Origin of the sequence: uncultured Methanospirillum sp., from assembly GCF_963668415.2 — an archaeon.
Taxonomy (GTDB): Archaea; Halobacteriota; Methanomicrobia; order Methanomicrobiales; family Methanospirillaceae; genus Methanospirillum.
Map to the genome: position 1 here is coordinate 1,578,619 of NZ_CAXXDL010000001.1, position 18,441 is coordinate 1,597,059.

Genomic DNA, 18,441 nt, shown 5'->3' on the forward strand with positions numbered 1-18,441 from the left:
CGGATTAGTTCTGTTAATGAAAAGAAACATTATTCTCTGCTCAGTTTAATATTGCACTGATGACAATATCCCGGGCTGATCCTGTATACAGGGGACTCATTCTTCTCATATTCTCAATCTCGCTCGCAAATTTTATGTCAGCAATCGACGGGACCATTGTTACCGTCGCACTCCCGACCATATCACAGGTTTTTGATGTCAGCCCGGGTGTAGCAAGCTGGGTCATAACCAGTTACATCCTGGTGATGGCAGGCTGTGTCCTCATATTTGGCAAGGTTTCAGACGTCATCGGGTTTAAGACCGTCTTCCTGTCAGGGTTCATGATCTTCACCATCGGGTCGTTAGCAGCGGGTTTTCTTCCCGGATTTCTGAACTCGTTTCCGGTATTTATCATATCCCGGATATTCCAGGCAGTCGGGGCATCGATGATCACCGCAATCGGGCCTGCCATGGTCACTGCCTACATCCCGATGGAGTTCAAGGGAAAGGCGATGGGAACAGTCTTTACGATTCAGGCGTTAGGAGGAGCGATAGGTCCTACAGCCGGAGGAATACTCACCCAGCACCTCTCATGGAGCTGGATCTTCTTCATCAACATCCCGATCGGGATCGGGGCGATCATTCTGGGTGCAAAAGTGATCCCAGAGAAAGAGAGACGGAGATGGATCCCCGGGTTTGACCGCACCGGTGCAGTGCTGACCTTTACCGTCCTCTCATCCATGCTCTTCTTCCTCTCAGAGGGTCAGACCTTTGGATGGACAAGTCCGGTAATTCTCGGAGCAGCGGCTCTGACCGTTCTCGCAACCGGGTTCTTTGTGAAGCACGAACTCTCATTCCCCGAACCACTGCTTGAGCTTCGGCTCTTCAGGGAGAAGAATTTCCTTTTCACGAACTCCCTTATTGTCCTGCTCTTCTTCAACTTCGGAGGAGTCTGTTTTCTTCTTCCGTTCTATCTCCAGTATCTGCAGGAGTTTTCACCATCGCTTGTTGGGCTGGTCTTCTCGACCCTCTCGATAGCGCTCATGCTTGGAGGAATTCTTGCAGGAGTAGGAGCAGGAAAGGTGCCATGGAGATGGATCAACGGTACTGCCGGGGCGCTTGAAATCCTGGGTTATTTCCTTATCACACAGATCCGGCCAGACTCAAACCCCTGGTTTACGGTGCTCTGCCTGGCACTTGTAGGAACCGGGGCAGGCCTGATACTCACATCCTCTTCCAGCATGATCATGAACTCGGTCTCAAAGAGATACCAGGGCATGATATCCAGTTTTACGAGTCTCGAACGGTTCATTCCCATGATGCTCGGAGTAACCATATTCAACATACTCTTTGTCCAGGGCATCAGTTCTGTTGCATCAGCAGCCAGCGTTGGTGAGATGATGAACAATCTCTCAAAAACTGCCCTTGAGTCCGGGTTCGGCTTAGCATTCTGGTTCGCATTTTTGCTCAGCCTGTGTATGCTGGTCGTTGCAGCATGTGCAAACCTTGAGATACATCCGGATTATCAGAACGAGAAGTAAGGAAGGAGACAGGAACAGAACTGGAGCAGGGATAATCCTGATCCATCAGGATTTAATCCTCTGATTCCTGTCAGAACGGTGGGTTGTCAGGCTGATCTTATATCTCTACTTTTGAGTTCACCGGATTAACCCCGGAAAATCCGTATTTCTCCTTCAGTATTGCGAAAAGGTACGGCAGAGCAAAGAAGAATGCCACACATCCACATGCCAAGAATGCATTCCTGTAGGTCCCTGCTATGACAAATACCGGCACGATGGCAAGTGTGGATGCAAACTGACCAAGGTTCAGAGCAACGGAGAACCCTCCGCTAGCCCTTCCAAGATACTGTTTCGGCGTTATGGAAGCGATCCACGTGAGTATCGTCGGCATCAGGATGCCTTCACCAATACCGATAAAGACAACCCCGATTCCTACTGTGATAAGAGATGATGCGAACCCGAGAATACAGAGCCCTGCTCCAAAGAAGACGAAGGTGAAGGTCAGGATTGTGTTCCGGCGAAATCTCCAGGCAATTCTCCCGTACATCACTCCTATGAGTGAAGAGGCGCAGCCTGATATCCCGAGAAATATTCCACTTGCAAGAGCGGTGTTCTCTCCGATCACCCGTGCTGCATCAAGATTTGCAAGTAAGAACGGGAACTTGGTGGGCAGCAGGAAGAAGAGCATGTTTCCTAGAAACAGGGTTATGTATGCCGCAAGGAGTGGTGAAGCAGGGAAGGTCTCATCAGAAGATCTCTCCTTCTCCTCAAATCTCGGCTTTGCCGGCTCTCTCATTGATGTGATAATACCAACGAGAATAACAAGACCAATCAGATAGATGAGGAATGCTGCCCGCCAGGATATTCCGGCGAGAATCCCCCCGCTGGTTTCAAGAATTAACACCCCGAATCCCATTGCTGCAGCCTGATACCCGAGAACCCGTGCCCGGGTAATCCCTTCATAGTAGCAGGCGATCAGAGAGGATGTGGTGCAGGTGATACCTGCAATCCCCATTCCAAGGATGAATCTTCCGACTAATATCGCGTATATTGAGTTAAGATAAAATCCGGAACTGCCTGCGGTGGTGAAGACCGCAATGGAGGCGACAAGAACCGGAACTTTTCCGAATTTGTCTGATAGAGCACCGATAAAAAACCCGGTGAGAGCAATTGCAAGTGCAGGGAGGGTGATAATTAACGATATTAATGTCTCTGATGCACCGGGAAATGCCTGACTGATGAGCGGAAGAGCCGGCGCGACTGCTGCTCCCCCCATAAGAATCATCATGGCTGAAAGCAAGAGAAAAAGTAAGGTCCATCCCGATGGTTTGAACGATGTGGCTGTCATGCCCTATCTGATTACAAATGGCAAAATATGAAGAAAGTGCTCCTGAATTGAGTAGCTCTCATTATGATCGATGATTCATTACTTCTCGAACTGAAGAAGATCGGGATGAGCGAGTACGAGGCAAAGGTGTATGGTATCCTGTCAGCCTTGAGAGTGGCAAGTGCACGTGAGATTCACGAACAGACCAGAATACCACGAGGCAGGATCTATGAAACACTGACCTCCCTGGCTGAGAAAGGGTTTGTCGTCTCTTCAGGAAAATTGCCGGTGCGGTACTCGCCGATAGATGCCTCACAGACCTTTGAGAGACTGAAAAAGGAGTCCATTGATTCCCTTGAAGGGTTGTATCAGCGGCTAAAAGTGCTTGAAACAGAGACACCGGAACAGCTCATGCAGGGATATGAGTTGCGAACAGAATGGACCCGGGATACGCAGATCAGAATGATGCTCCGTCGTGCAAAGACAGAGATCATCCTTCTCTGCAATGATATGGAGTTTCTCACCAGATATGCCAATGATATCTCACGTGCTGCAAAGAGGATACCGCTGTACCTCGTAGTCGGAAGAGAGGAGCTTGGAGGAGTTACTCAGGTAAAATGCTATGTCGGCGGGAATGACATCGAGTCATCGTTCTTTCATGCTGAAGCAGGAGATGCTATGGGAATCTCACTGAAACTGCTCCTGATGGCTGACCGCCGTGAATCACTCTCAGTTATGGAAGAGAATGGAACAATAACAGGGGTATTCATCTGCCCGGATATGTACGCTGGATATCTTTCACGGAAGATTCTCCAGGAGATTGAGCAGGTGGAGAGGTCACGGAAAAAGATCTGAACGGTTCTCTCCGGACAATAACGCCAGGAAAAAGGGATTGTGGTCTCATTTATGCTGCATCTTTGCAGTCGTATAACGTGCTTCGCATCGGAGAGGCAGTATTTGACGCAGTTCTTCCCGTACTTTCTGCTCCACTCCATTCGTCATCAGGTATTACCGGGCAACTGTCCTGTATCCATGTGGTAACGCCGCTGCTCTCTCCTCCAGGCATACCATGACCCGTCTGCCCGAGCAGGAAGTACCTGATCTGGCCTTCATGTATCAGGGCTTTCAATGACTCGTTTGTAAGGATCTGATCTCTGCCAGAATACCCGCCCATTGCCATAACAGGAGCGCCATATGAAAGGATGAGATCCCCGGCAGACCGTGAACTCTCAACACCTACGATGTACTTTTCACCAGACTGATGGGATGAGAGAAAGGAATAGAGAGCAGAACTGTTCCCCTGAATCTCTCCCGGCATCATGCCAGGTGACTGGCCCGGCCCGGATGCAAGGCCCGGGCCTGCTGACGGCATTCCACCTTGTTCCTTATAGATAACAGGTGTGCATGACCAGACAAACGGTGCAACACAGAGCAGGCCGATGGTTAGCAGAATTACTATAGTCTGAATTCCTGATGGGGCCGGAGAGGAACGGAAACGGAGGATGACAAGTGCTGAAGCACCCAGGAGTGAACCCACGAGGACAATCCATGAGAGTGGTGCCAGAAATTCAGGAGTGTACCCCAGGAATACCCACTGGCACACCCCGGTCATAGATATGGCAGCAACAAGCAGCCATCCTTTGATTCCCGGTGTAAGGTACGCCTCATACATCGAAACCACCCCGATTCCGACAAGACCTGCAAGGGGGATGGCAACCATCACTACATAGTAGGTGTGGTAAAAACCGCTTGTAAAACTGAAATAGATCAGTTCAGGGAAAAGCCAGAGGGCCAGTGCAATTGTAAGGACTTCCTTTTCGTTCAGGTTTGTCAGAACCGCCAGGGTGGGCCTTGTGATCCAGGCAAGAAGTCCGATCAGGGCGAATGGGAGCAGCCAGCTGATCTGCCCTGACATTCCGGCATCTCCCATTCTGAAGAGCCCGGGCTCACCACCGTCATTCATTCCAGGCATGCCACCGGGACTGCCGCCCGGGCGTCCTCCGTTCTCCATTCCAAGTGGAGGCATACCCTGGGTTCCATTACCAATAAAGCCTGGAGATCCTGCTGATGCCCTATATGGATCCTGCACAGATCCCCGGGTTCTGTCAGGCAACGATCCCTGATCACCGGATGTTGTATTCCAGTCAGGTCCGGGGGAATTAAATCCGTTCTCCATTCCCGGGAGGAATGACCCGCCGGATCCACCGGGGATGACTCCGGGATATCCACCGCGTTCTGACTGATTCCTGCTCAGTTCACCGCCATGAAACGGCATCAGCCCTCCAAGCAGTCTGTTCAGACCGTTGTACCCGAATATCAGATTAAACTCCGAGTTTCCGGTACTGCTGCCAATATACGGCCGTTGATCTACAGGCGTCAGATCCATCATAACAGCCCAGGATGCAGAAACCAGGAGGAGAACTCCTGATGCTGCTATCAGGTGCAGGATCTTCTTCTTCCACGTGATTCGAACATTCAGCAGGTATATTCCGAAACATGCAGGAACAACCGCGAACGCCTGTATCATCTTGATATTAAACCCGACCCCTATCAGAACTGCAGCTCCCATCAGGTAGAATGGAGACCCGGTCTTCCAGGCATGAAGGGCAAGATACACTGCGCAGAGGAGGACGAAGATGAGCAGTCCGTCCATGTTGTTGGTTCGGGCGACTGCAACAAAGATTGGTGTGATCGTGAGGGCGAACGCAGCAACAAGCCCTGCTGCCTTTCCCCACGATCTCCTGACAAGCAGATAGAGCAGGAGAACAGAACAGATTCCGGCGAGGGCCTGGGGAAGAATAACCGAAGAACCTGAAAATCCGAGTAATGTCGCACTCAATGTCTGAACCCAGAGACTGACAGGTGGTTTGTCCACCGTGACAAATCCGGTGGGATCATAGGAGTTGTAGATTATGATCGCGGGATTTGTGAGCATGCTCTTTACTGCTGCTGTATAGTATGAGTTTGAATAACCCTCCTTTGCAAGATTGAATAGAAGAAAGACTGATGCCAGGATCAGAATCCCCAGCAGAATCAACTCATGACGATATGCTCGAATATTGGATTGGATGTTCACTAGGTCACCACTGTTAGAAGACAGATAGGTTTCGATCGATGAGACCCTGTTCAGTGTATAGATATTAAGGATTCACAACACCGTGTTGTTTGAAGAAACCACCCGGCGGTTCAGTATTTGTCTACCACCATACCGGGATTGGTATATTTCAGAAAACAGGAGACCGGGAGCAGAATAAAAAATAGCAAACGGAAAGGCACAGACCCTTGTTTTAGAAGAACGCAACCTTAACCCCAGAATATCATACCACCTGATACCATCTTCTTTATCCTCTTGTTCAGGAATACCTTCGAACATTCGGGGAGATCTTACGAGACAATCCCAAAATCTGACCGAAACAACCCGAAAGGGATGATCATCACGAAGGTATCACCATACATTACAACAGTTCTCATCCTTGGTGCGTCACTCATATGCTGTGCAACAGCGGAGGAGATGAACGCCCGGAATTTACCAGGACAGCAGATCGCTCCAGGCATGACCAACGATTCGCCTCAGGGAGAGATGAACGATAGTGGAAGCCCAGACAATTATCAGAACGGGCAACAGGGTGGGGGACAGAATACCCAGAATTCAATGAGTCACACAAATCCTGGCACCCAAAATGCCCAGACCGGGCAGAATACAGGCACAGGACAACAGGCAACAAGGCCGATCTCAACCGCTACACCCCAGCCAACTATTCAGGAACCGCAGAAAAACACTCCTGCAGCACCAACTCCTGATACATTCCATAAGGAAGTAATTCAGACCAGCCAGCCAACACAAAAAGATCCGGAGCCAAAACAGTCGCAGATACAGCAGGTATCCCCAGGAACTGGTGGTCAGTATCACAACATCCAGTTCCCCCCGTCATACCCTGGCATTAAGGAGGATCGTGCTGCGATACAGGTGACCAGCAACCCGGCTGGTGCCGGTGTGTATCTCGATGGACTATCCAAAGGGGTAACCCCTTCATCAGGATACCTTGACATATCAGATCTTTCCCCGGGAACCTATACCATTCACCTGACCCTTTCAGGGTACACCGACTACACAACCCAGATAACCCTTTCCAGAAATGAGGTCGCCACAATCTCGGCAGATCTGACATCGACATATGTCCCGTCAGAGTACGGAGCGCTCTCGGTACAGTCCACCCCGTCAGGAGCAGATGTGTTCCTTGATAATGAATACAAGGGAATCACCCCGGTCACACTCCAGAAGATCAGCACTGGTTCTCACACCATACTCATCAAAAATGAGGGATTCTCGTCATACAGCGGAGATGTTTATATTGTTCCTGATCAGGCATCAGCACTCTCGGTCACCCTGACTGCAAGTGCCACACCGACCCGGACACCAACACCTAACCCGACACAACCTCCTGTACCGGTACCGACAAAATCAGCCCCGTCCCCATGGATAGCACTCGGCAGTCTTGCAGCAGCAGGACTCATATTTGTCGGACAGAAGCAAAGATAGATCTGCAGAATATGTGATGCGTCATCGTATGTAGGATCAATGAGCCGGTTCACAAACCGTGCTCATCGCTCTCTCTTTTCATGCTGATCCACAGGGCTTTCTGCGCCCCTGTTCTGAAAAAAACTCAGGAAATTGGTTATGAGCAGGATTCACGGATTTCAGGCAGTACTGCAATAATCATTATCCTGCCGTGGAGCGGACGCCTCATAATGAATCACCTCTCTCTTCTGATCCTTCTCGCCTGTGCGTTGGTCTGCGTCATGACCGTTACAGCAGATAAAGACCCGCAGCAGGCTGCAATCTGGTTTGACAAGGGGAAAGACCTGGCATCAATGGCCAGCTACGCGGAAGCAGTATCAGCATTCGATATGTCCCTTACATTTGGTCAGGATGATGAGGCTGTATGGCTGGAGAAGGGAAAGGCCCTTGCAAGGCTTGGAAAGTATGCCGAGGCAACAAAGACACTTGAAAAAGCAATCGCGTTAAAACCTGATGACATCGAAGCATGGACTCAGAAAGGTGATGCACTCAACTGGCTTGGAAAGAACAACGAGGCACTCCAGGCATATGAGAAGGTTCTCGAACTAGACCCGAAAAATTCCTACGCAAAACTGAAGAAAAACATCATCCAAAATCTGCGTGCCAGTTAAGGATAGAACTGATATCAATCAGGGTATGCTGAACCGGGAGAGAACCTGAAAAACAGAGTGGTTCAGACCTGTAAAGGAGTAACCAGCCAGGTCGTGCTGTTGGAGTAACTGTACTTCTCGATAGTAAAGTCGGGACAGGTCTCTGCAAGGATGGCCATGTTAGTTCCCACCTCTTTTGAAGAGAGTCCGAGATCCCGGGCAATGTACTTGGACTTGAAGAAACATCTGCCAGAGCGAAGCCGATCTTTCAGGTACCCGATCAGGCAGACCTGTCGTTCATTATAGGAGTTATTGAATCGTGCATGGAATAACATGAAATACCTCTCTCTGTCATTGAATGTGACTTGTGAACGATAAGATGCGTTGTAGGAGGAAACCGGTTGTAGGGGACCGGCATGAAGTTCGAGCATCTGCAGTTCATATGAAGTTCGCGAGAGAGCCCGGCAGAATCTGCCAGACAGACATCAACAGATGACACATCGGATTGTAGGAGGACATGTTGAACGCACCTCATCAGATGTCTGTCTGGTCAGGCACTGCACCCGCTGCGGTTCATTGAACCTGACAGCCTGGCAGGGCTCCCTGTGACATACCAGTGTTGCGTGAAACAGGCTATAAGGAAGACAGATAAAACCGGATTAGATCAGTTGGAAATAGATTTTAATCACTAAACACGAGTGGTTATCAAAAAGAGAATGAATAGTTACCAGGTTTATTCACAACTGTCAGATTCTATTGTTGCATCAGGTTCAGACCGTTCATAATCCTTGAGGATCTGATTGTCATTACAGGCCGCAGTTTCATCCCGAAGGATGGTTTTTACTGTTGCGACCGGTTGCAACTCCCTGAAACTGCTGCCATTTGAGCATCAACAGATTGATAGTTCCCCTCTCGGCGAACCTGACATATGAGTGAAAACGCGGGGTGGAGACGATCATGATCGCATAACAGAAATCTGGATACACGATCCAATGGTAACAGTATTTATGAACCATACACTCATCATCATCCTGCTCTGCCTGGGAGTCATGGCGGGCACATCTGTCGCAGAAAAAACAGTAGAGGAGTGGAACAATCTGGGGGTCGCCTACTTTGGGCAGGGTAATTATGACGAAGCCATCGCTGCCTACCAGAACGCTACAGTCCTTGATCCGTCAAATGCCATGGCCTGGGGAAACATCGGCCTGGCCCTGGCTAGTCAGGGAAAGTACGAAGAAGCCCTTGAAGCATTACATAAGACCACTGAATTGAATCCCGAAGACGCCCTTGCCTGGTCAAACACCGGTCTCGTGCTCGATCATCTCGGAAGGTATGAAGAGGCGCTTGTTGCATATGACCGGTCACTGGAGCTTAAACCCGATATTGCAAGAACCTGGACCAACCGGGGCCTTGCCTGTCATAACCTTGGCAGGGAGGATGAAGCCCTCACCGATTACGTGAAAGCCACCACTCTTGACCCGAAGTACGAGCCGGGATGGAAGAACAGGGGTTCAGCATTATACAATCTGGACAGATACGATGAGGCAATAACAGCATGTGAGACGGCTCTTGCGCTCAACGCTGACGATGCTGCAGCATGGAAGACAAAGGCTGATGCCCTGGTGAAACTAGGCAGGGGCGAAGAGGCTCAGATAGCCTCTGAAAAAGCAGCATCCATCCTTCAGGGTTCGTCATAAGATAGACCGTGTTGTTTTCACCGGCATTACAGGAGATCATTCCTGAACCTCTCCACCCCCTAGTTCCTGAACGGTTTGAGGTAATCGGGGATATCGCGATCATTTCTATCCCTGATGAACTGTCCCCGTATCAGCAGGCTATCGCCGGTTCACTGATTGTACAGCGGCATAGTATCACCACCGTACTGAAACGGGTCTCGAAACGGACCGGAGCCTGCAGGGTGGCAGAGTTTGAGCCGATTATTGGTACAAAGACCAGAACAATATACAGGGAGTTTGGATTCAGGTACCGGGTGGATCTCTCCCACGCCTTCTTCACAAGCAGACTTGCCGGGGAACGAAGGCGGATATCTGCCATGGTCCGGCCCGGTGAGATCGTGCTGGTTCCTTTCGCTGGAGTTGGGCCGTTTGCAATTCCGGCAGCATCTCGAGGGGCACAGGTCATCGCAGTCGAGATAAATCCTGAAGCCTGTCGCCTTCTTAAAGAGAATTCCAGACTGAACAGGGTAGAAGACCGAATCACCGTGATCTGCGGCGATGCCTCGATGGCGGGAAGAATGCTCAGGATCAGGGCAGACCGGGCGATCCTCCCCACCCCCTACGGTTTAGAAGAAGCCTTCACACCGCTTGCACAGATGGTTAAGGCAGGCGGAATTATCCATTATTATACGTTTGATACCCACAACGGCGCTCAGGATCGTGCCCGGAACTTCAGGGACTGTGGGTTTCTTGTTGACCGTATTCACCGGTGCGGCAATGTTGCTCCCTCGGTCAGCAGATGGGTGTTTGATTTAAGGTCTGAAGAAGAGCCCGGATCCGAGAACTGAATATTTTTACCGGTCGCAGATGAACAGTACGGGTCAATCCGATCAGACGACGAGGAATAAAGATGGCAGAGACCCAGTACTCAAAAATATTCGCTGCAGCCCGGACCGAGACCCCTCTCATTCATCATATCACAAACTACGTCACCGTGAATGACTGTGCAAACATCACTCTCTGTGCAGGAGGTGCACCGGTGATGGCACACGCGCCAGAGGAGGTCGAGGAGATGGTGCAGTATGCGGGAGCCCTGGTCCTCAACATTGGAACGCTTGATCATGCACAGATTGAGTCAATGCTCCTCGTAGGAAAGGCAGCAGCAAAGAAGGATATTCCGATCATTCTTGACCCGGTCGGTGCCGGGGCAACAACCCTTCGTACCAACGCTGCAAGGAGACTGATGACCGAACTACCAATCTCGGTCCTGAAAGGAAATGCAGGCGAGATCGGGGTGCTCGCCGGGGTGGATGCAAAGGTCAGGGGGGTTGACTCGGCAGGAATTTCCGGGGACCCGGTCTCAATCACAGAGGAGTATGCAGGCCGGTCAGGTATGACCGTGGTCATGAGCGGAGAGACTGATATCGTCAGTGACGGAAACCAGGTTTTCCTGGTAGAGAACGGCCATCCATTGATGGGGGCTATCTCCGGGACAGGATGTATGGCTGCTTCGGTGACCGGAGTATTTGCTGCATCAGAGAAGGATCTGGTAACCAGTTCTGCTGCAGCGCTTGCCGCATTCGGACTCGCTGGTGAGCGGGCAGCAGCCCTGGCAAGGGGTCCTGGCTCATTCAAGGTTGCACTCTTTGATGCACTTGCAACCCTCACTCCTGATGACCTTGCAGAAGGGGCACGGATCAAAAGAGCATGAGATACGACCTGTACGTGGTAACTGACGAGAAACTCTCCCGGGGGTTGAGCCATGCTGCTATTGCCAAACAGGCAGTGGAAGGAGGGGCTGATGTCATCCAGCTCAGAGACAAAAACCTCCAGGGAAAGGAGTTCTTCGAAACAGCATGTACTATCAGGACGATAACTGCCAGGGCAGGTGCCCTCTTCATCATCAACGACCGGCTTGACATCGCACTCGCCTGCAGGGCTGACGGGGTACATATCGGGCAGCATGATATTCCGCTCTCAGCGATCCGCCCGCTTACTCCGCACCCGTTCATCATCGGTGTATCGGTATCATCGCTACAGGAGGCGATGATCGCTGAGAAAGGTGGGGCTGATTATGTTGCAGTCAGTCCGGTCTTCTCCACCGGCTCAAAAGATGATGCAGGATTAGGACTTGGGCTCATGCTGGTCAGGGAGATATCTGACGCTGTCTCCATTCCGGTCATCGGGATCGGCGGGATTCACATAGATAACGCAGGCGATGTATTCAACGCAGGTGCCGTGGGTGTTGCGGTTATATCAGCGATTGTAAGTCAGGATGATATCATCCTTGCTGCAAAGGCGTTTAAATCAAGGATAAGGAAGTTCAGACCCTGAAAAAAAGATAGAGTCTTCAAAAGGTGCCTTTCTGTTCAGGAGGTACCTTCGCCAGAATGCATTGACTGCTCTTTCTCCCATTCATTTCCTACCCAGGAAAGAACAGATTTTGATTCATCAATCAGAGTCTGGGCATGGTTCTCGGTGAGGAACGTAATATCTTCTGCTGAAAGATTAGACTGCCATGCAATCCGGGAGATATCAGCGAGATCGGTGATCGGCTGATTCAATGTTTCAGGGATGTACGATCGCACTGCATGATGCAGGTCACAGAGAGGGGTGCCACGTTCAGGCCTCTCTCCTGTCCTCCATACAATCAGTCCTTCAAGAGTGTATTCAAGAGCACGGTGGGCATAACTAACAGCCCAGAGGAGTGAACCTGCGTTCAGAAGTTCCTGTGCAACTGCAAGTTCATGATCAGCACGATTAAACCACTGTTCTGCTTTCATTCAGGTTCCCGTTATTAAGTTCTCATAGTATCGTTCTCGCTGATCCAAAAAAAGGGCTGTGTTGTATCAGGCGTAAAGAGGAAAATCCTATGCATCTCTCCCGGGTACTGCACCGAATCGCCCCGATGATCTCTTCAGGGCAGAAATCTTCTTCTTCATCACTATCCCCTCACCAACCGGGTCCGCCAGTCATCCGTATGATTGAAGCCCGGTCATTCCCGGACTCACTCAGAATAGTTCATTACAATGATCTCACTGATGGCCCCACGTTTCTCTGCATTGCTGTTAATGATCCGTTTCGCCAATACCCGCTCGATCCGGTATTGCTGATAGAGATCATCAAAGAAGTAGTCGGTGGGATCCTCATTCCTGGGGTCAGAGTTGCTCAGCATCACCGACGCCGCGAGCCTGTCCACCGAGTCAAAAAACTCCTTGAGACGTACCTGATCCTGATCTGAAAATCCATCCCGTGAGTAGGCTGTAAATGAGGATGAAGCGCTCAGTGGTCTGTACGGTGGGTCAAGATAGACGAACGTTTGATCGTCGATGTACTCAAGGCACCGTGAGAAGTCGCCGTGAAGGATGGTGGTATTTTGTAGCAGTGCTGAGACCAGACGAAGGTTACACTCATGCACAATCCCGGGGTTGCGGTACTTCCCGAACGGGACGTTAAACTCTCCGCTTGAGTTTACCCTGAAGAGTCCGTTGAAGCAGGTTTTGTTGAGGAAGAGGAGTTGTGCTGCCCTCTCTACCCAGGCGGTGCCATACTGTGAGAAATCAAACCCCTTCCGGTCACCATTCAGATCAGACCTTACGTTCAGGTACAGGTCTTTGCGTCCTTCTTCATCAAGAGCATCATACCGGGACTGGAAATCCTTAAGAAGGTTGATGAGTGCATCAACATCCTGCCTAATGACCTGGTAGGTAAGGACCAGTTCCTCGTTGGCATCACAGATCACTGATTCTCTGAACGGGAACAGTTGCATCACAAAGAAGAAGACCGCTCCCCCGCCGATGAAGGGTTCTACGTACCGGTCAAGGGCACCGGTTCTGAGCGTCTGAGGAAACCTGAGGTCGAACTCATGAAGAAGTTGGGTCTTTCCCCCTGCCCATTTGTAGAACGGTTTTGCATATTCATTCCCTGAAGTACTACGTATTCTGCGAAGGGATCGGATCAGGGTACTGCTGTCTGGATTCAAAGGCATGGTAACGGATTCCTGATGGGTATACCAGTGTCAGTACTGTATGCGTCTGTCACAGTTCATATCTCCGATATCAGTTCAGGGTATGAACAGAAGAAAGAAAAAAAGCAATCTATCACAGCATGATGTGTGTGTAACATTTCACAACTCATAAGAGCTTTAAAGCAGATACCACAGATATGCTCCGCAGTGGAATTCTCGCAGTATTACTCATCACAGTCATACTCTTTTCAGGATGCACAGGGAAAAACCAGGATGACGATTTTAAGACTCTGGTGCAGAAGGTTGCAGACGATTTCAAGGATCAGAAGGAACTGATCGTAAAACCCAACCAGGGCCTGACCGTAGAGAAACTCAACCAGTACAAGTCAGCCGCCGCATCAGCAAAGGCATCTGCCGAGGCCATGACCCTCTCGGACAAATCTGGAAAGGCAAGGGGAATATTTGTCATGGGTATGAACGCCACAGTCACTGCTGTTGACACGCTTCAGGCTGCAGGAAAACTTACAAGCCCGACTGATATCGTAACAACCGAGTCGGTGAACGGCTTCTTTATTACAACCCAGACAAAGATCGATGATGCCTGCGACATGGTCGGGATAGATAAAGAGAAGACTTTCTAGGCTGTGCAGGGGATTTTATTCATCTCTCCCTGACTCTCCAGCCGCGGGGGAGATTGTATTACTCATTTTTTTTTCGTACCACTCCCGGCCAGTCATAACTTTTGGTTATTATATGATATTAACTCATATTCACGGGAGATTACATAATGTAACGCCCATTTGACAATGGATCTTCATAGAGAAGCCTTAAAACCTGAATTTTGAAACATACAGATATGGAGAAGTTAATCACGTCAGTTATCCTTCTCGTTGCAGCAGTTCTTCTCGTGCCAGGATGCTTTGCAGAGCAGCCCGCTGGTAATGCAAGTGAGAACTCAACTGCACCGGTCGAGACCGTTGTACAGAACATCACCGTTGCTGCAAATGAAACAGAGACCACATCTGCTGATGTTGTGCCTGCTGTGAATTTCACCGCTGATGTCAACACGACAAACCTAACCATGAAGGTCAATCAGACTGTCCTTGTCTCCCTGAAAGAGAATCCGACCACCGGCTTTGAGTGGAACGCGACAAACTCAACAGGGCTTGAGATCGTGAACAGTACCCATACAACTGACAATGCACCCGAGGGCATGGTCGGTGTAGGCGGGGTTCACACCTGGATCCTCAAGGCAGTAGAAGCAGGAAACCAGACATTTGACGCAGTATACAAGCGTGAGTGGGAGCCAACTACCGGTAAGGAAGACGCATACTCACTCAATGTGACGGTTGAATAACCGTTCACGCCTTTCAACCACTTTTTTTATACTCCTGATGAAAGGGATATTGCCATAAACACCCCAGTATGCAGGAGTAGATCTGACTATCATGCCTGATGCAGAAAATTCCGGGGTGGATCGCGATACAATACTGAAGGATCCACCGTTTTACCTCTCAGAGTTTGAGCAGTCCTACCGGTACATCATCGATGAGTACGAGGTCAGCCCGCGGGACATAGCCATCTTCATGCCCTGTGCGATGAGAAAGCCATACAGTACCAGCCCAAGCCACCGGCTAATCAGATCGATTATTTCAGATGTTCTGGACCCGTCGCAGTACCATATCGTTATCTTCGGAACATGCGGGATCCTTCCGGCAGAACTTGAGCTTATGTACCCCTATGCTCACTACCACTACATGCTGGGAAAGGTAAAAGATCAGAATATCAAGGATGATTTCCTTCGCATCGAGACCGAACGGGTTGCCGGGTACCTGGAAAAGACACGTGATACGTACAGGTTCAGGGTTGGATACTGCATCGGGCTCTTCAGAGAGGCACTCATCAGAGGATCAGAGAAGGCGGGAGTACCTATCGATCTGCTTCTTCCCTCCCGGGACCTGATCAATGTCATCATCGAGGAGGACTGTCCGTTCCAGGAGGGGAGCCTCTCGATGGACGAGTACCTGGAAGAGTTCCACAGTGGTCTGGTTCGGATAAGGTCACAGATAGAGCAGGCGGAGAGTCATAACCTGAAACAGTGACTGTTCCCCTGTATTCACAAGAGATCCATATCTTCAATTGGATAGAAGTGGATACTCACGTGTAATTCATGAAGAAAGATCCCCGGTCTTTTTCATCATTCTCTGCCAGGCTTGGTATATTCCTTCTTGTTATCTTTCTCGTTGTGATGATCGTATTCCTGACAAACTGGTATTTCTCAACCAGGGAAGAGACAGAGCAGAACTTTCGCTCATCAGAAAAAACCATAGATCAGATCCTTCAGCAGTCGATACTCTGGATCGACCGGGGGATGTACCTCTATGATCTCACCTTTGAGGCCCCCCTTCAGAAGGCAATGAAGATCTACCAGGATGAATACAATGCTACCGGAGGAGATCCTGAGAAGATCGATTATCAGGGGGTAAAGAAGAAGATCGAGAATCAGCTTGGGGATGAGTACCATGTATACCTGATCGATAAAGGGAACATCACCTATACAACCGATGCGAATGATCTCGGTCTGAACTTCTCCACGTTCGCCCCGGAGCTCCTCCTCAAGTTCAACAAGATACAGAGTTCTGATCAGTTCATCCTCGACAGATCGGTAAAAGGGCATGAAAACAACGTCCCGGTGCGGCTCTTTGCATACCAGGGAACCGCTGATCACAGGTATCTCCTTGAGGTCGGAAGGGTCTTCGTCCACTATGTGCCCAAAGAGAACCAGGCTTACTATTCAGATCTCACAAATGTCCTCTGGACACTCAACCCCGATATTGTATCATTTGATCTGTACAACAGTTTCAGTTCACTCATAACCAACCGCTCCGAGATCCAACTCGCGAACACGGATAACCAGACTCTGGACGAGATTAGCAGGACAATCAAAAGTGGGGAGGGATCTGTGGTACATGATGAAGAGAATAACCGTGATATCGTGTACACATTCATGCCGGTTCTTCAGACCGATGCCCCTTCTACCAAATGGATGAATGTCGCAGCACGGACGGTCTATTCAACAGAACGGCTCGATCATGAACTGATGATTATAACCCTGTGGTACATCGGGTTTCTGGTCATTACCTTCATCCTGGCGCTGATTGCAGCATTTACGATCTCCCGGTATCTTACCAGGCCTCTGCGGTATATGCTTGAGGATATTGATATCATCACTGCCGGTGATCTCACTCATCAGGTCAGACCATCCCCACATCACGAGTTGAACCGTATATCAGATGCCATTAACCAGATGGTGGGTGAAATCCGCAGCAAGATAAGTGCTCTCAGCGTATCAGAATCACGATATCGCGGACTTTTTTTCTATTCCAATGATGCAATTCTTGTATTAGACGGGATTCACATCCTAGATGCCAACCCGGCATCTGGAATTTTTTTGGGAACAGATACACCTCTTGCAGGAGCGGAGGTCACATTTCTTCCAGGACCATTGGGAATTACCATCAGTGAGATGATTTTCAAGGATATTTCCCACCAGTCAAATCAGAAGTTTATCGAACGGACGGAGGTGCTTGAGACAGAGTCCGGATATGAGCAGTTCCTGAACATCAGGATCAACAAGGTGAAAGGCGGGGGGAAGTATCTCAGTCAGGTGAGGATTCGTGATGAGACACAACAGCAGATGGCATACCGGCTGTCAGCACAACAAGAGGCTTTGAAGGAGGCATACCGGCATATAGAGAATATTCTCGCGATGCTCCCTGACCCGACTTTTGCCATCGATGCTAACGGGCGTGTGATCATCTGGAACAAGGCCATGGAGGAGATGAGCGGCATATCTTCTGCAGAGATCATTGGAAAGGGTGACTATCTCTATGCTATACCATTTTACGGAGTTCAGAGGCCGGTTCTGATAGACATTGTGATTCATCCCGAACTGACCCCGGAAGGGTATTCACACATCATCAGGAATGGAAATACCCTGTTCAGTGAGCGGTGGTTCAGGGAGACTGAACCCTCCCGCCAGTATGCATCAATCAGTGCAACTGCCCTCTATGACAACCAGGGAACTATTATTGGGGCAATAGAGAGCATCCATGACATTACTGATCTTAAAAATGCTGAGGATGCAATAAAAATTGCAAACAGTAAACTGAATCTCCTTTCCAATATCACCAGACATGATATCCTGAACAAGGTGATGATCGGAAGATCCAACCTCTTTCTACTCAGGGATATTCGATTAACCAATGAACAGAAGAAATACTTCACTATGCTCTCGCAGTCACTGAGTTCGATCGAGGAGTTTGTTGCTTTTACTAAGACCTACCAGGAGCTCGGGGTTGAGGCCCCGACATGGCAGGATGTTATGGCAGTTTTCATACAGGCGACAACCAATCTCAATATCGATCAAGTGAGGGTTGATGTCAGGATTTCAGGACTGCTTATCTATGCAGATCCACTCTTTCCAAAGGTCTGTTTTAATCTGCTTGAGAATGCGGTCCGCCATGGAGGGAAGATCAGTAGGGTTCAGATATCGGCAGAACCCTCACAGGCAGGGATTACTATCCTCGTCGAGGATGACGGTATCGGAATCCCAGACAATGAGAAGGAGTTGATCTTTGAGCGGGGATACGGAAAAAATACAGGGTATGGTCTTTTCTTGAGCAGAGAGGTCCTTGCAATCACCGGGATTGGGCTCAGAGAGACCGGGAAGATTGGAACAGGGGCACGGTTTGAGATCGTCGTGCCGTTTGGAAGGTACAGAGAAAACAGGGATTAAACGGA

Annotated in this window: 18 protein-coding genes; 12 read left to right on the forward strand and 6 right to left on the reverse strand. The window is 49.7% G+C overall.

What is annotated here, in order from left to right; genetic code table 11:
- Positions 1 to 59 precede the first annotated feature (59 nt).
- Positions 60 to 1,520, forward strand: a complete 1,461-nt coding sequence (locus tag ACHZA2_RS07315; RefSeq protein ID WP_319579181.1) for an MFS transporter — start codon at positions 60 to 62, stop codon at positions 1,518 to 1,520.
- Between the two features lie 97 nt (positions 1,521 to 1,617).
- On the opposite strand, the gene ACHZA2_RS07320 is transcribed toward ACHZA2_RS07315, so the two are convergent.
- Positions 1,618 to 2,847 (reverse strand): MFS transporter, encoded by a 1,230-nt coding sequence (locus ACHZA2_RS07320; protein ID WP_319579182.1) that lies wholly within the window; start codon positions 2,845 to 2,847, stop codon positions 1,618 to 1,620.
- Between the two features lie 63 nt (positions 2,848 to 2,910).
- Here ACHZA2_RS07320 and ACHZA2_RS07325 point away from each other — a divergent pair, with 63 nt between their 5' ends.
- Complete coding sequence (locus tag ACHZA2_RS07325) at positions 2,911 to 3,681, forward strand: helix-turn-helix domain-containing protein (RefSeq protein ID WP_319579183.1); 771 nt, start codon at positions 2,911 to 2,913, stop codon at positions 3,679 to 3,681.
- A 49-nt stretch (positions 3,682 to 3,730) separates the two neighbouring features.
- On the opposite strand, the gene ACHZA2_RS07330 is transcribed toward ACHZA2_RS07325, so the two are convergent.
- The gene (locus ACHZA2_RS07330) at positions 3,731 to 5,902 is read right to left on the reverse strand and encodes a glycosyltransferase family 39 protein (protein ID WP_319579184.1); all 2,172 of its coding nucleotides are present in this window, start codon (positions 5,900 to 5,902) and stop codon (positions 3,731 to 3,733) included.
- Positions 5,903 to 6,253: 351 nt separating this feature from the next.
- On the opposite strand from ACHZA2_RS07330, the gene ACHZA2_RS07335 reads away from it, so the two are divergent.
- Together ACHZA2_RS07335 and ACHZA2_RS07340 are read left to right on the forward strand one after the other, a co-directional pair.
- On the forward strand, positions 6,254 to 7,366 hold the full coding sequence (locus ACHZA2_RS07335; RefSeq protein WP_394698518.1) for a PEGA domain-containing protein: 1,113 nt from the start codon (positions 6,254 to 6,256) through the stop codon (positions 7,364 to 7,366).
- A 209-nt stretch (positions 7,367 to 7,575) separates the two neighbouring features.
- Positions 7,576 to 8,016: a tetratricopeptide repeat protein gene (locus tag ACHZA2_RS07340; RefSeq protein WP_319539446.1), complete on the forward strand. Its 441-nt coding sequence runs from the start codon at positions 7,576 to 7,578 to the stop codon at positions 8,014 to 8,016.
- A 62-nt stretch (positions 8,017 to 8,078) separates the two neighbouring features.
- Here ACHZA2_RS07340 and ACHZA2_RS07345 read toward each other — a convergent pair whose 3' ends face one another.
- Positions 8,079 to 8,426 (reverse strand): hypothetical protein, encoded by a 348-nt coding sequence (locus ACHZA2_RS07345; protein WP_394698519.1) that lies wholly within the window; start codon positions 8,424 to 8,426, stop codon positions 8,079 to 8,081.
- A 302-nt stretch (positions 8,427 to 8,728) separates the two neighbouring features.
- The gene (locus ACHZA2_RS07350) at positions 8,729 to 8,857 is read right to left on the reverse strand and encodes a hypothetical protein (protein WP_319579186.1); all 129 of its coding nucleotides are present in this window, start codon (positions 8,855 to 8,857) and stop codon (positions 8,729 to 8,731) included.
- Positions 8,858 to 9,002: 145 nt separating this feature from the next.
- On the opposite strand from ACHZA2_RS07350, the gene ACHZA2_RS07355 reads away from it, so the two are divergent.
- The 4 genes from ACHZA2_RS07355 to thiE all read left to right on the forward strand — a co-directional run bounded on the left by ACHZA2_RS07355 (position 9,003) and on the right by thiE (position 12,005).
- Complete coding sequence (locus tag ACHZA2_RS07355; protein WP_319579187.1) at positions 9,003 to 9,692, forward strand: tetratricopeptide repeat protein; 690 nt, start codon at positions 9,003 to 9,005, stop codon at positions 9,690 to 9,692.
- Between the two features lie 8 nt (positions 9,693 to 9,700).
- Complete coding sequence (locus ACHZA2_RS07360; protein ID WP_319579188.1) at positions 9,701 to 10,519, forward strand: class I SAM-dependent methyltransferase family protein; 819 nt, start codon at positions 9,701 to 9,703, stop codon at positions 10,517 to 10,519.
- Positions 10,520 to 10,581: 62 nt separating this feature from the next.
- A complete protein-coding gene (gene thiM, locus ACHZA2_RS07365; RefSeq protein WP_319579189.1) occupies positions 10,582 to 11,382 on the forward strand; it encodes a hydroxyethylthiazole kinase in 801 nt (266 codons plus the stop codon).
- Positions 11,379 to 12,005, forward strand: a complete 627-nt coding sequence (gene thiE, locus ACHZA2_RS07370; RefSeq protein ID WP_319579190.1) for a thiamine phosphate synthase — start codon at positions 11,379 to 11,381, stop codon at positions 12,003 to 12,005. The genes thiM and thiE overlap by 4 nt, the downstream gene beginning before the upstream one ends.
- 35 nt (positions 12,006 to 12,040) lie before the next feature.
- Here thiE and ACHZA2_RS07375 read toward each other — a convergent pair whose 3' ends face one another.
- Positions 12,041 to 12,454 carry a HEPN domain-containing protein gene (locus ACHZA2_RS07375; RefSeq protein WP_319579191.1) on the reverse strand — a complete coding sequence of 138 codons (414 nt, stop codon included), beginning with the start codon at positions 12,452 to 12,454 and terminating at the stop codon, positions 12,041 to 12,043.
- Positions 12,455 to 12,678: 224 nt separating this feature from the next.
- Complete coding sequence (locus tag ACHZA2_RS07380) at positions 12,679 to 13,659, reverse strand: DNA adenine methylase (RefSeq protein ID WP_319579192.1); 981 nt, start codon at positions 13,657 to 13,659, stop codon at positions 12,679 to 12,681.
- Positions 13,660 to 13,835: 176 nt separating this feature from the next.
- On the opposite strand from ACHZA2_RS07380, the gene ACHZA2_RS07385 reads away from it, so the two are divergent.
- The 4 genes from ACHZA2_RS07385 to ACHZA2_RS07400 all read left to right on the forward strand — a co-directional run bounded on the left by ACHZA2_RS07385 (position 13,836) and on the right by ACHZA2_RS07400 (position 18,436).
- A complete protein-coding gene (locus tag ACHZA2_RS07385) occupies positions 13,836 to 14,279 on the forward strand; it encodes a hypothetical protein (RefSeq protein ID WP_319539437.1) in 444 nt (147 codons plus the stop codon).
- A 215-nt stretch (positions 14,280 to 14,494) separates the two neighbouring features.
- Positions 14,495 to 14,995 (forward strand): protease inhibitor I42 family protein, encoded by a 501-nt coding sequence (locus ACHZA2_RS07390; protein ID WP_319539436.1) that lies wholly within the window; start codon positions 14,495 to 14,497, stop codon positions 14,993 to 14,995.
- A 91-nt stretch (positions 14,996 to 15,086) separates the two neighbouring features.
- Positions 15,087 to 15,740, forward strand: a complete 654-nt coding sequence (locus tag ACHZA2_RS07395) for a DUF5591 domain-containing protein (RefSeq protein ID WP_319579193.1) — start codon at positions 15,087 to 15,089, stop codon at positions 15,738 to 15,740.
- Between the two features lie 68 nt (positions 15,741 to 15,808).
- Positions 15,809 to 18,436 (forward strand): PAS domain S-box protein, encoded by a 2,628-nt coding sequence (locus ACHZA2_RS07400; protein ID WP_319579194.1) that lies wholly within the window; start codon positions 15,809 to 15,811, stop codon positions 18,434 to 18,436.
- The last annotated feature ends 5 nt before the right edge of the window (positions 18,437 to 18,441 follow it).

What these genes read in the sequence shown, in the direction of transcription:
- ACHZA2_RS07315 (WP_319579181.1), top strand. Translation starts at nt 60, where the DNA reads ATGACAATATCCCGGGCTGATCCTGTATACAGGGGACTCATTCTTCTC.
- ACHZA2_RS07320 (WP_319579182.1), bottom strand. Translation starts at nt 2,847, where the DNA reads ATGACAGCCACATCGTTCAAACCATCGGGATGGACCTTACTTTTTCTC.
- ACHZA2_RS07325 (WP_319579183.1), top strand. Translation starts at nt 2,911, where the DNA reads ATGATCGATGATTCATTACTTCTCGAACTGAAGAAGATCGGGATGAGC.
- ACHZA2_RS07335 (WP_394698518.1), top strand. Translation starts at nt 6,254, where the DNA reads ATGATCATCACGAAGGTATCACCATACATTACAACAGTTCTCATCCTT.
- ACHZA2_RS07340 (WP_319539446.1), top strand. Translation starts at nt 7,576, where the DNA reads ATGAATCACCTCTCTCTTCTGATCCTTCTCGCCTGTGCGTTGGTCTGC.
- ACHZA2_RS07345 (WP_394698519.1), bottom strand. Translation starts at nt 8,426, where the DNA reads ATGCTCGAACTTCATGCCGGTCCCCTACAACCGGTTTCCTCCTACAAC.
- ACHZA2_RS07355 (WP_319579187.1), top strand. Translation starts at nt 9,003, where the DNA reads ATGAACCATACACTCATCATCATCCTGCTCTGCCTGGGAGTCATGGCG.
- thiM (WP_319579189.1), top strand. Translation starts at nt 10,582, where the DNA reads ATGGCAGAGACCCAGTACTCAAAAATATTCGCTGCAGCCCGGACCGAG.
- thiE (WP_319579190.1), top strand. Translation starts at nt 11,379, where the DNA reads ATGAGATACGACCTGTACGTGGTAACTGACGAGAAACTCTCCCGGGGG.
- ACHZA2_RS07375 (WP_319579191.1), bottom strand. Translation starts at nt 12,454, where the DNA reads ATGAAAGCAGAACAGTGGTTTAATCGTGCTGATCATGAACTTGCAGTT.
- ACHZA2_RS07380 (WP_319579192.1), bottom strand. Translation starts at nt 13,659, where the DNA reads ATGCCTTTGAATCCAGACAGCAGTACCCTGATCCGATCCCTTCGCAGA.
- ACHZA2_RS07385 (WP_319539437.1), top strand. Translation starts at nt 13,836, where the DNA reads ATGCTCCGCAGTGGAATTCTCGCAGTATTACTCATCACAGTCATACTC.
- ACHZA2_RS07390 (WP_319539436.1), top strand. Translation starts at nt 14,495, where the DNA reads ATGGAGAAGTTAATCACGTCAGTTATCCTTCTCGTTGCAGCAGTTCTT.
- ACHZA2_RS07395 (WP_319579193.1), top strand. Translation starts at nt 15,087, where the DNA reads ATGCCTGATGCAGAAAATTCCGGGGTGGATCGCGATACAATACTGAAG.
- ACHZA2_RS07400 (WP_319579194.1), top strand. Translation starts at nt 15,809, where the DNA reads ATGAAGAAAGATCCCCGGTCTTTTTCATCATTCTCTGCCAGGCTTGGT.